This window comes from Gaetbulibacter saemankumensis DSM 17032 (assembly GCF_000425645.1).
GTDB lineage: Bacteria > Bacteroidota > Bacteroidia > Flavobacteriales > Flavobacteriaceae > Gaetbulibacter > Gaetbulibacter saemankumensis.
Genome location: NZ_KE384430.1, coordinates 728,914 through 740,982, shown reverse-complemented (window position 1 = coordinate 740,982; position 12,069 = coordinate 728,914). Strand labels below are relative to the sequence as shown.

Here is a 12,069-nt window from a genome sequence, read left to right as displayed (position 1 = left end):
TTTCAATTTTTTTAGGCTAATTTTTTACATTACTTTTGTTTCTTTAAAATCAATCTAAATAAGTTGCAAGACACTCTAGCAAATATAAAACGAGGCGAAAAATACATAATTACTGATGTTTCTGCGTCTCAGATTCCACTAAAACTTTTGGAAATGGGTTGCCTTCCTGGTAACGAAGTAGAGCTTGTTCAAGTAGCTCCCTTTCAAGACCCGCTTTATTTAAACATTAACGGATCGCATTTAGCCATTAGAAAAGAAACAGCCATTCATATATTAATTGAAAAAATAAATGAGTAAGCAAATTAATGTCGCCTTAATCGGTAATCCAAATACAGGAAAGACCTCGGTGTTTAATGCGCTTACAGGCTTAAATCAAAAAGTTGGAAACTACCCGGGTATTACTGTCGAAAAAAAAGAAGGTATTTGTAAATTACCTCGCGGGGTTAAAGCCCATATTATAGATTTACCTGGAACCTATAGTTTAAATGCTTCATCGCTTGATGAAAATGTTGTTATTGAATTACTACTTAACAAAAACGACAAGGATTTCCCAGACGTTGCCGTAGTAGTGAGTGATGTTGAAAATCTAAAACGAAACCTCCTTCTTTTCACTCAAATAAAAGATTTAGAAATTCCTACGCTACTGGTTATTAATATGGCCGATCGTATGGAATACAAAGGCATTTCTTTAGATATTGAATATCTGGAAGAACACCTTCAAACAAAAATCGCCCTTATAAGCACACGCAAAAAACAAGGCATCGATAATTTAAAACAGCTAATTGCCAATTACAAAGATCTCTCGATAACTCCTTGTTTAAATGCTTCTGAAATAGATAAAAATTATTTCGATAGCCTTAGAAAAGCCTTCCCTAATCAATTATTGTATAAACTTTGGTTGGTAATTACTCAAGATGTTAATTTTGGTAAAACCGACAGAAAAACAATTGATGCTGTTGCGGATTTTAAAACCAAAAGTAATACCGATTTAAAACGCCTTCAACAAAAGGAAACCATAAAGCGCTACCAGTTTATTAATAATGTTCTTAAAAAAGGACAAAATATAGATGTATCACAAGCCAAAGACTTACGCACCAAATTAGATCGTGTTATTACACATAAAATTTGGGGCTACCTTATTTTCTTTGCTATTTTACTGCTTATTTTCCAGGCGATTTACGATTGGTCATCAGTACCAATGGATTATATTGACAGTACTTTTGCCTCTCTGAGCGAATGGATAAAAATGAATTTACCAGAAGGTACATTTACTAATTTATTATCGGAAGGTATTATTCCTGGATTGGGAGGTATCGTTATTTTTATACCGCAAATTGCCTTTCTATTTTTATTTATATCCATTTTAGAAGAAAGTGGTTATATGAGTCGCGTGGTATTTTTAATGGATCGTGTAATGCGTCGTTTTGGCTTAAGTGGAAAAAGTGTAGTACCTCTAATTTCTGGTACCGCCTGTGCTATTCCTGCTATTATGGCGACTAGAAACATTGAAAGCTGGAAAGAACGCCTAATAACCATTTTAGTTACACCATTCACGACCTGTTCTGCAAGGCTCCCCGTTTATCTTATTATTATTTCACTAGTGATTCCAAAAGGGCGCTTTTTAGGCTTAAGTTACCAAGCACTCACACTCATGCTGCTCTACCTTATTGGATTTAGTGCAGCGGTAGGTTCTGCTTATATTTTAAACAAAATTTTAAAAATAAAAAGCCGTTCCTTTTTTGTGGTTGAAATGCCTAACTACAAACTACCATTATTCAAAAATGTTGCACTTACAGTTATTGAAAAAACAAAGTCGTTTATTTTTGGTGCCGGTAAAATAATATTAGCCATTTCAATACTGCTTTGGGTTTTAGCCTCATATGGCCCAGGAGACAACTTTAATAATGCCGAAGAAATAATCACTAGCCAACATAGAGACACCCCATTAAACGACGATGAATTACAGCAAAAAATTGCCTCCTATAAATTAGAACATTCCTTTATTGGCCTTACAGGAAGAGCTATTGAACCAGCTATTAGACCCTTAGGTTACGATTGGAAAATAGGAATCGCCATTGTAAGTAGTTTTGCAGCTCGAGAGGTATTTGTAGGTACGCTTGCAACAATTTATAGCGTTGGCAGCGACGATGAAGCCACCATAAAAAACCGAATGGCAGCCGAAGTAAATCCTATTTTGGGCGGCCCATTATTTACCTTTGCATCTGGAATCTCCCTATTATTATTTTACGCTTTTGCCATGCAATGCATGAGTACTCTAGCTATTGTAAAAAGAGAAACCAACAGTTGGAAATGGCCTATTTTACAACTCGTTATTATGAGTGGGTTTGCCTATGTAGTGGCTCTTATGGCATTTCAGTTTTTGAAATAGGACATTTTGAAAGCAATTTAAATATTATCGACTAACCATATATGAACAATATAATCCAAAATATATTAGTTATAGCATCCGTAGCCACGGCTTTGTTGTTCTTAATAAAAAAGTTTTTTTGGAAAGCTCCGAAACAAAAAAAAGCATGTGATAAAGACAATTGTGGTTGTCATTAATCACATGCTTTTTTCTTGAAATTATAACACTACTTAAACGTTGTTTTTTTCAATATTCAATACTTCTGAAATCTCCCCATAGTAGGTCATAGGACTTCTATTATTACTCAAAATATTAAGGGTTGCATTTCCTTCTGATCCTATAGTTAAATATATACGGTAATGATCATTAGCATCATTTACTTCCGCATATACCTCATACTTATCTTTAATGTTTTCTATTTCGTAACTTTTAGGTAGCCCTTTAAACTGCATCCCGCCGTTACCTCCATAAGAAACATTACTAAAAGCACGACCAAAAAAAGGCATATCACTTGTAATAGATTCTGGGGTAAACTCTAAAGAATTTGGATTAGAAACCAAGTTAATGCTTCGCATTCCTGTTGGTAAAGCCATGTCGGCCTTAAAGACGAATGTTTTAGAATCAATCAAAGCCTTAACGGCATTGATACGTTCTTGTTTTTCAAATTCTTTTCGCTCCTTTTTTATCTCACGTTTCGTTTCTTCCTGAGCATTTACCGTTCCATAAGCAAATACAAATACCAGACTTAAACCAATTACTTGTCGAAAAAACCTGTTCAATGAAAATTGTTGTAACTCCATATCCTTCTTATTTAAATTAACCGTCATATACCACAAATAAAACTCTTGTTATTAAGTGGTTATGCAAGAATATATACGGAACCTATGGTTTCTTAGACTAAACCCTTTATTTAAAAAAAAGTTAATTTTTTTGAGATAACTGCTTTACGAATAAATTATTTGCAACTACTTGAGAAATACTCATAACACTATCCTGAATTTTTATCACCATAGAATCATCAAAATCTTCTTTCGACAGCACAGTAATTTCGGAGCCTAAAGCAATATTATGTTTATCTAAATAGCGTAAAAAGGCTGAAGACGTATCCTTTACACCAACACAGACACCACTAGTGTTTTCTTCTAAATTAAAAAGTAAAATTTTATCAGTCTTTTTAATATCTCCTAATTTATCAGGAATTGGATCACCATGCGGATCGTGAGTCGGGTAGTCAAGTAATTTATCTAATTCGTTAATTAACTTTTCAGATTTAATATGTTCTAACTGCTCGGCAATATCATGAACCTCATCCCAGGCAAAATTTAATTTTTCGACTAAAAACACCTCCCACAATCGGTGTTTTCTAACAATATTTGCAGCTATTTTTTTACCTTCAACAGACAATATGACTCCTTGGTATTTTTTATAATTAGCATAGCCTTTTTCATCCAGCTTTTTAATCATATCTGTAACCGAAGAGGCTTTGGTATCTAAGGCTTCAGCAATACTATTCGTACTCACATTTAAAGTCCCGTATTTACCCAATTGATATATAGCTTTTATATAGTTTTCTTCTGTTAAAGTCATCTGCAATTCAATTAAAATACAAATATAGTTTAAATATTATATAAATATATTTTTAGACTAATCTAAAAATATATTTATATTTGCACAAAATTTAATTATGAGACACCTAATTTTTATTATAAGTATTATCTCTACAAGCATATACGCTCAGGAGATTACCGGTATTGTCTATTCTAATGGCGAACCACTTCCCTACACCAATATTTATTTAAAAAACACAAGTAAAGGTACTTCTGCCGATGAAAATGGTCATTTCAGAATAAAAAATGTTGAACCTGGAAAATACACCATTATAGCTTCTTTTACTGGTTTTAAAAGTGCAACAAAAAAAATACACATTAAAGAACAACCTATTGCAGTAACTTTCGAGTTACAAGAATCTGAAATGCTAGATGAAGTTGTCATTACTGGAACGCTTAAAGCAGTATCCAGACTAGAAAGCCCGGTACCCGTAGAAGTATATTCGCCTATATTTCTTAAAAAAAATCCAACACCAAATATTTTTGAAGCCCTTCAAAATGTAAACGGCGTTCGCCCTCAAATAAACTGTAATGTATGTAATACAGGAGATATTCATATTAACGGGCTTGAAGGGCCATACACCCTAGTACTTATCGATGGCATGCCTATTGTTAGTGGACTTTCAACCGTATACGGCTTATCCGGTATACCAAACTCCTTAATTGAACAAATTGAAATTGTAAAAGGGCCTGCATCCTCACTCTATGGAAGTGAAGCCGTTGGTGGGTTAATAAATATTATAACAAAACTACCCGAACATGCACCAATTGTTTTCGCCGATAGCTATGTCACAGGCTGGGGGGAATATAATTTGGATTTAGGTTTTAAGGCCTCAGTATCACCAAAAACCAGTCTTTTGTTTGGTATTAATTATTTTAATTATAACAATCCCATAGACAACAATAATGATAACTTTACCGACCTCACTTTGCAAAATCGGATTTCAGTCTTTCAAAAATGGGATTTTCAACGCGAGTCGAATAGATTATTTTCTATAGCCGGTCGCTTTTTCTATGAAGATCGATGGGGCGGTGAAATGCAATGGACGCCAGAATATCGGGGGGGCAACGAAATCTACGGTGAAAGCATTTATACAAAACGTTATGAATTACTGGGAAAGTATCAATTACCCGTTTCCGAAAAAATGCTACTACAGTTTTCTTATACCGATCACAATCAAAATTCAGTATATGGCGACATGCCTTATCTGGCAACACAGCGTATTGGGTTCACTCAATTAACCTGGGACAAATCACTTAACAATCATGATTTACTATTAGGGACTGCAGCCCGGTATAATTTCTATGATGATAATACACCCGCCACTGTTCATGCAGATGAAATTATTATCCCATCCCTCTTTATTCAGGATGAAATAAATTTCTCTGAAAGACAAAACTTATTAGTAGGTGCTCGTTACGATTACGACAAGCGTCACGGAAATATTTTCACACCCCGAATCGCTTACAAATTCAAACCCACTAAAGACAATATCTTTCGTGTTAATGCCGGCACCGGATTCCGTGTAGTGAATCTATTTACCGAAGAGCATGCCGCCTTAACAGGCGCTCGTGATGTTATTATTAAGGATGAACTTAAACCCGAACGTTCGTATAATATAAATTTTAATTACCTAACCAAGCTTTATACTAAAAGCGGATTTATTTTTGGCCTAGATGCCTCTGCCTGGTACACCTATTTTACTAATATGATTTCGCCAGACTACGATACAAATCCTAACCAAATTATATACGATAATTTAGATGGTAAAGCGGTTAGTAAAGGTATCAGTTTCAATATAGACACCCTATTCCCAAATGGCATAAAACTACTGGCAGGCGCAACGTTTCAGGATGTTTCGCAAACCGAGCATGGTATAACTCAAAAACAAATGCTTACCGAAAGTTTTACTGGCACCTGGGCAGCTACCTATAAAAATTACAAGTATCATATTTTAATTGATTACACGGGTAATCTTTATGGCCCTATGCGTTTACCGCTATTGGGAGATTTAGACCCTCGTTTACCAGAATCACCCGTTTGGAGTATTCAGAATATTCAATTTACTTATGATGGTTTAAATCAATTTGAAATATACGCCGGTATTAAAAACCTTTTAAATTGGACTCCAAATAAAGGAAACCCATTTATTATAGCACGGGCTCACGACCCATTTGACGAAAATGTGGAATTCGACAATAATGGCGATGTCATTCCAACCCAAGAGAACCCGTATGCTTTAACATTCGATCCTTCATACGTTTATGGTCCAAATCAGGGTCGTAGACTATTTTTTGGATTACGATATACTTTAAATTAAATTTGAATAATGAAAAAACACATACTCGCGCTTTGCTGCTTCGTTTTACTTTTTAATTGTAAGAACGAAAAGAAAACTAACAACAAGTTAAATATTGTAACTACAACTACAATGATTACCGATTTGCTCCATAATATCGGTGGCAACGTGATCGATATTCAAGGACTTATGGGCAGCGGTGTCGATCCGCATTTATACAAAGCCAGTGAAGGCGATGTCACGAAATTAGCCAATGCCGACATCGTTTTTTATGGAGGTTTACACTTAGAAGGCAAACTTGTTGAAGTCTTCGAAAAAATGGCCCATAGTAATATAAAAACCATCGCCCTATCAAATGCTTTAAACAAAAACGGATTAATTGGATCGGAAAATTTTAAAGGAAATTTCGACCCGCACATCTGGTTCAATATAGCTTACTGGAAAACCATTACGAGCTATGTGGCCAAAACACTTTCTGAAGCCGATCCTGCACACAAAGAGACCTTTGCAACAAATGGCAAAAACTATTTGAAACAACTAGACAACTTAGAAATTGAAATAAACAACACCATTCTAGCACTTCCTGAGGACAAACGCATTCTCGTTACAGCCCACGATGCTTTTAACTATTTTGGTAAGGCTTACGGATTTCAGGTCGTTGGATTGCAAGGCCTTTCAACAGCTACCGAAGCTGGTGTTCAAGATGTTCAGAATTTAGCTAACTTTATCATTCAAAATAAGGTCAAGGCCATTTTTGTAGAAAGCTCGGTTCCCAAGCGCACCATCGAAGCCCTTCAGGCGGCTGTAAATTCCAAGGGGCACGATGTTAAAATTGGAGGCACTCTGTATTCGGATGCACTGGGTGATACCGGCACTGCAGAAGGTACTTACATTGGTATGTTTAAATACAATGTAAATACAATTGTTAATGCCTTAAAATAAAATTAAGTAGCCATTTCCCGCTTTCGGCAGTCGCTATTTTTGTTTTTAGAAACAAAAACGAGCTTCAACAAATGCCTTAATCGGGGCTAAAAAAGAACCTATGAATAAGATTGCTGTTAAAGTAGACGATTTAACCGTTGCATATAATTACAAACCTGTACTTTGGGATATAGATTTAGAAATCCCCGAAGGTGTACTTATGGCTATCGTTGGGCCTAATGGCGCAGGAAAATCAACCCTTATTAAATCTATATTAGGCATCTTAAAACCCATTGCTGGTAGTGTTAGTATTTATGGCAAGTCTTATAAAAAACAGCGTTCTCTGGTGGCCTATGTTCCACAAAAAGGTAGCGTAGACTGGGATTTCCCAACAACGGCTCTCGATGTGGTCATGATGGGAACCTACGGCAGTCTAGGCTGGATTAAACGCCCAGGAATAAAAGAAAAGAAAAGCGCCTTAGAAGCATTAGAAAAAGTAGGTATGCTTCCTTTTAAAAACCGTCAAATAAGCCAGCTTTCTGGTGGACAGCAACAGCGTATATTTTTAGCCCGAGCCTTAGTGCAAAATGCTTCTATTTACTTTATGGATGAGCCGTTCCAAGGTGTAGATGCCACCACAGAAATTGCCATAATCAATATTTTAAAAGAACTTCGTAAAGCCAATAAAACGGTTATCGTAGTGCACCATGATTTACAAACCGTTCCTGAGTATTTCGATTGGGTAACCTTTCTAAATGTAAAAAAGATTGCTACAGGACCTGTTAAAGATATTTTTAACGACGACAACCTAACCAAAACTTACGGCATTAATTATAAGGTAAGCATTCAAGAGTAATTTATGGACGTAACAGAATACATAAAATTAGTTTTTACAGATTACACCCTGCGAACCATCACTCTGGGCACTGCCGTTTTGGGGGCGGTTTGTGGTATGCTAGGAAGTTTTGCCGTGTTGCGCAAACAAAGTCTTTTAGGTGATGCTATTTCACATGCGGCACTACCAGGTATTGCCATTGCCTTTTTAATATCTGGTGCTAAAGATAGCAATGTACTACTTCTGGGAGCTCTCGTTAGTGGACTCATTGGTACCTTTTGGATTCGAGGCATTATTACCAAAACACATTTAAAAGCAGATACTGCTTTAGGACTCATACTGTCGTTATTCTTCGGTTTTGGAATGTTATTACTCACTTTTATTCAAAAACAACCGAATGCCAACCAGGCAGGTTTAGACAAATACTTATTTGGTCAAGCAGCTACTTTAGTTGAAAGTGACGTTTGGCTTATGGCAACTGTAACGGGAATTTGCTTCGTGGTATTAATGCTCTTCTGGAAAGAATTTAAAATTTTACTTTTCGATGCCGATTATACCAAAACCTTAGGTTTCAACACAAAATTTATTGATATCCTTATTACCACCTTCATTGTTCTAGCCATTGTTTTAGGTTTACAAACGGTTGGAGTGGTATTAATGAGCGCCATGCTATTAGCTCCTGCAGCAGCAGCGAGACAATGGACAAACAGTTTAGGTATTATGATCATTCTGGCAGCTATCTTTGGTGCTTTTTCTGGTGTATTTGGCACAGCAATAAGTGCCAGTCAAAACAATTTGTCTACAGGTCCCATCATCGTAATTATTGCAGGTATTTTTGTTATAATTAGTTTTATTTTTTCACCAAATCGCGGATTATTATTCAAACAAATCCGATTTATCAAAAACCGACGAGACCTTCAATTAAATAAAACACTGGCTTTTATGCATCAAATTGCTAAAACTCATGAAAGTATTTCCCATCCACATACAGTAAAAATATTAAATAACTTCCAAGGTTATACCCGCTCTACCTTACAACAATTAGTAAATAAAAACTATGTAAAACTTGAGGGTAACATGTGGTCTTTAACAGAAGAAGGCTTCACCAAAGCGTCGAATTTATATAATCAACAAACCTCAGATAATGAGTAATGCTCAAATTGAAATACAACTTATAGCATGTATTGTCGCTATTGCCTGTGCCATCCCTGGAACCTTTTTAGTGCTTCGTAAAATGGCTATGATTAGTGATGCTATTAGTCATTCCATACTTCCTGGTATCGTTGTTGGTTTTTTTATTACCCAAGACTTAAATTCACCATTATTAATTTTGCTAGCTGCCTTTACTGGTATTATCACCGTAGTTTTGGTAGAATATATTCAAAAAACAGGATTGGTAAAGGAAGATACTGCTATTGGACTGGTATTCCCGACCCTGTTTAGCATTGGTGTAATTTTAATTGCCAAAAATGCGAATGATGTGCATTTAGATGTTGATGCCGTGCTGCTTGGTGAACTTGCATTTGCTCCATTCGATAGGTTAAGGATTTCAGGTGTCGATGTTGGGCCTAAATCATTATGGATTATTGGAAGTATCTTATTAATTACCTTAGGCTTACTTATTGCCTTTTTTAAAGAATTAAAAATAAGTACGTTTGACAAAGGACTCGCAGCTTCTTTAGGCTTTTCACCAATAATAATTCATTACGGGTTAATGACAGTGTCTTCTATAACTACAGTAGGCGCTTTCGATGCTGTTGGTGCTATTTTAGTAGTCGCACTCATGATAGCCCCTGCTGCCTCAGCATATTTACTCACTACCGATTTAAAACTCATGATAATTTACTCCATTTGTTTTGGAGTATTTAGTGCTATTTCAGGGTATTGGCTCGCCCATGGACTCGATGCTTCCATTGCTGGGTCGATTACTACCATGTTAGGAATTTTATTCTTAGTGATCTATCTATTTGCTCCCAATAAGGGGATTATTGCCATATTATATCGTGAGAAACAACAGCGCACAGAAGTTTCACTACTAACCTTTCTATTGCATTTAAAAAATCACAAGGAAATAGAAGAACGCCATGTGAATCACTTAAACGAACATATTAACTGGCAAAAAGTACGGAGTAAGACTGTTTTAGATTTGGCGCTTAAAAACAATATGATATCCATAGACAAAAACATTGTTTCTCTCACGGCAAAAGGCGATGAATTTACCTCGCAGGCTATTGATTATATCATTACCAATGAAGACACTCAAATTGAAGATATGAAAGACGATTTCTTTTTATTTAGAGGTTAACAGATTATGGCATCACACAACGAACTTGGTAAAAAAGGCGAACAACTCGCTGTTGATTTTCTAATTAATAAAGGCTACGTTATTATAGAACGCAATTATCGGTTTGACAAAGCAGAAGTCGATATTATTGCTCAAAAAGCAGAGATCCTAGCCATAATTGAAGTTAAAACACGATCGAGCACCGATTTTGGAAACCCTCAGGATTTTGTAAAACCTAAACAAATACAGCGCCTAGTAAAAGCTGTAGATGAGTATATAACCGTAAATCAACTAAATGTTGAAGTGCGCTTCGACATTATTGCTATTATAAAATTGCAGGGAGACTTTAAACTAGACCATTTAGAAAACGCCTTTTATCATTTTTAAGGTTACCTAATTTTCTATTTATTATCACTTTTCTTTTTGAAAAAAGCCTTCACCAACTCGGCATCATTGGGTTTAGCTATAATTTCTTTGTTTTTATTTAAAATAAAATATGTAGGCGTTTCAAAAATTCCATAACGATCGTCCAGATTTTTATTCTTACTACTTCTACCATAGGTATGAATAAAATGAGGCAAATAAGGTATGGATTTCTTCCAAGTATCCGGATTATCATCTAAAGCAACAGCAACTACTTTAATAGATTTTTTATTACCGTCCTTTAAAAAAGCCTCTAATTTCGGTAATTCATCCAAACAGTGCGAACAGGTACTGCTCCAAAATACTAAAATACCGTATTCATCAATTTCAATACTACTTAACTTTGTATTATCTGTTTCATTTTCAATATAAAAATCAATGGCTCTATGTCCGATCGATGTATTTTCATATTGTTTTAATCTGGTTACTAAATCATCATCGTTTAAGGTCTTTGCAACCGCCAATAAACATGTGTCGGTTACATAATTAGCAATAGGTTCCAATTTTAAATCGACAAATTGTTGCCACAATGAAATAAGTAAAATACGTTTCACTTCGGCAGGAGCCTCATTCATGGCCTTGCAAACCACATCGATGTTGTTTTTATAATTTGTTAATTCATCAACGCCATTAGCCGTCATACCAAACACATAGTTTAATATGCGTTCCTCTAAAAAACTAGAACTTTGAAGGACGACATCGGTAAAATCTACAGCATCAAAATAATGTTCTTTTATCTGATTTACATAAGTAGCTACATTTACAAATCCTTCAGGAACAAATGGTCGGTTAGCTTTAATAAAATTTAAAGCCAGTGTTCCCTTAGCTAATTTTTCGTAATTCTTTTGAGCATTACGCTGAGTTTTAAAAATAGACAACAAAGCCAGCGTGTCTGTACTTTTTTCTTGATAGAACTTACTAATACTGGTTGTAACCATAGACATGCTATTTGTATACGACGCTAATAATTTATTCTCAGCCGATGACTTGTAATGCACACCCGTTTCACTATTAAAAGTTAAAGCGATATCTTCCTTACCATTATAAAGAATGTCGAAATTATAATCTTCCTGTGGTGCGGCATAAACAATGCGGTACATACCTTTTGTTTGCGTAGAATCAAGTGTAAAACTAAAACTGCCATCTTCAGCTACTACAGTGTTAGTTACATATTCTGAAATAGTAGGCTTTACCTTATACAACAAGGCTACTTCATAATCTTCGGGTGGTGAAAACACCCCTCTTATACTATGCTGTGCCAGTAAAACACCTGGTAGTAATAAAATTAAAATAAGAAAACGTCTCAAAATTTAACTTGTATTTATATAATT

The 12,069-nt window shown here is 35.3% G+C and carries 11 protein-coding genes; 8 read left to right on the top strand and 3 right to left on the bottom strand.

Annotated features, from left to right (window positions below; translation table 11 throughout):
- The first annotated feature begins 63 nt into the window (after positions 1-63).
- The gene (locus tag H611_RS0109890) at positions 64-297 is read left to right on the top strand and encodes a FeoA family protein (protein WP_027138218.1); all 234 of its coding nucleotides are present in this window, start codon (positions 64-66) and stop codon (positions 295-297) included.
- Positions 290-2,389, top strand: a complete 2,100-nt coding sequence (gene feoB, locus H611_RS0109885) for a ferrous iron transport protein B (RefSeq protein WP_027138217.1) — start codon at positions 290-292, stop codon at positions 2,387-2,389. Before H611_RS0109890 ends, feoB begins: the two co-directional genes overlap by 8 nt.
- Positions 2,390-2,598: 209 nt before the next feature.
- Here the strand turns inward: feoB and H611_RS0109875 are convergent, their stop codons facing one another.
- Both H611_RS0109875 and H611_RS0109870 read right to left on the bottom strand, forming a co-directional pair.
- The gene (locus H611_RS0109875; protein ID WP_084158201.1) at positions 2,599-3,168 is read right to left on the bottom strand and encodes a DUF4251 domain-containing protein; all 570 of its coding nucleotides are present in this window, start codon (positions 3,166-3,168) and stop codon (positions 2,599-2,601) included.
- Between the two features lie 121 nt (positions 3,169-3,289).
- A complete protein-coding gene (locus H611_RS0109870; protein WP_027138215.1) occupies positions 3,290-3,955 on the bottom strand; it encodes a metal-dependent transcriptional regulator in 666 nt (221 codons plus the stop codon).
- Positions 3,956-4,052: 97 nt separating this feature from the next.
- Between H611_RS0109870 and H611_RS0109865 the strand changes: the two genes are divergently transcribed.
- From H611_RS0109865 to H611_RS0109840, 6 genes are all read left to right on the top strand, one after another.
- Positions 4,053-6,296, top strand: a complete 2,244-nt coding sequence (locus tag H611_RS0109865) for a TonB-dependent receptor (protein WP_027138214.1) — start codon at positions 4,053-4,055, stop codon at positions 6,294-6,296.
- A 9-nt stretch (positions 6,297-6,305) separates the two neighbouring features.
- Positions 6,306-7,217 (top strand): metal ABC transporter solute-binding protein, Zn/Mn family, encoded by a 912-nt coding sequence (locus tag H611_RS0109860; protein ID WP_027138213.1) that lies wholly within the window; start codon positions 6,306-6,308, stop codon positions 7,215-7,217.
- Positions 7,218-7,317: 100 nt separating this feature from the next.
- On the top strand, positions 7,318-8,052 hold the full coding sequence (locus tag H611_RS0109855) for a metal ABC transporter ATP-binding protein (RefSeq protein ID WP_027138212.1): 735 nt from the start codon (positions 7,318-7,320) through the stop codon (positions 8,050-8,052).
- Positions 8,053-8,055: 3 nt separating this feature from the next.
- Entirely contained in the window at positions 8,056-9,183 is a 1,128-nt protein-coding gene (locus H611_RS0109850) for a metal ABC transporter permease (protein ID WP_027138211.1), read from the top strand.
- The gene (locus H611_RS0109845; RefSeq protein WP_027138210.1) at positions 9,176-10,336 is read left to right on the top strand and encodes a metal ABC transporter permease; all 1,161 of its coding nucleotides are present in this window, start codon (positions 9,176-9,178) and stop codon (positions 10,334-10,336) included. The genes H611_RS0109850 and H611_RS0109845 overlap by 8 nt, the downstream gene beginning before the upstream one ends.
- A 6-nt stretch (positions 10,337-10,342) precedes the next feature.
- Entirely contained in the window at positions 10,343-10,702 is a 360-nt protein-coding gene (locus H611_RS0109840) for a YraN family protein (protein WP_027138209.1), read from the top strand.
- 14 nt (positions 10,703-10,716) lie between these two features.
- Here the strand turns inward: H611_RS0109840 and H611_RS0109835 are convergent, their stop codons facing one another.
- Positions 10,717-12,045, bottom strand: coding sequence for a TlpA family protein disulfide reductase (locus H611_RS0109835; protein ID WP_027138208.1), 1,329 nt, complete (start codon positions 12,043-12,045; stop codon positions 10,717-10,719).
- Between the last annotated feature and the right edge of the window lie 24 nt (positions 12,046-12,069).

Coding starts and splice junctions, on each gene's coding strand:
- H611_RS0109860 (WP_027138213.1), top strand. CDS start 6,306: ATGAAAAAACACATACTCGCGCTTTGCTGCTTCGTTTTACTTTTTAAT.
- feoB (WP_027138217.1), top strand. CDS start 290: ATGAGTAAGCAAATTAATGTCGCCTTAATCGGTAATCCAAATACAGGA.
- H611_RS0109875 (WP_084158201.1), bottom strand. CDS start 3,168: ATGGAGTTACAACAATTTTCATTGAACAGGTTTTTTCGACAAGTAATT.
- H611_RS0109840 (WP_027138209.1), top strand. CDS start 10,343: ATGGCATCACACAACGAACTTGGTAAAAAAGGCGAACAACTCGCTGTT.
- H611_RS0109855 (WP_027138212.1), top strand. CDS start 7,318: ATGAATAAGATTGCTGTTAAAGTAGACGATTTAACCGTTGCATATAAT.
- H611_RS0109850 (WP_027138211.1), top strand. CDS start 8,056: ATGGACGTAACAGAATACATAAAATTAGTTTTTACAGATTACACCCTG.
- H611_RS0109845 (WP_027138210.1), top strand. CDS start 9,176: ATGAGTAATGCTCAAATTGAAATACAACTTATAGCATGTATTGTCGCT.
- H611_RS0109865 (WP_027138214.1), top strand. CDS start 4,053: ATGAGACACCTAATTTTTATTATAAGTATTATCTCTACAAGCATATAC.
- H611_RS0109870 (WP_027138215.1), bottom strand. CDS start 3,955: ATGACTTTAACAGAAGAAAACTATATAAAAGCTATATATCAATTGGGT.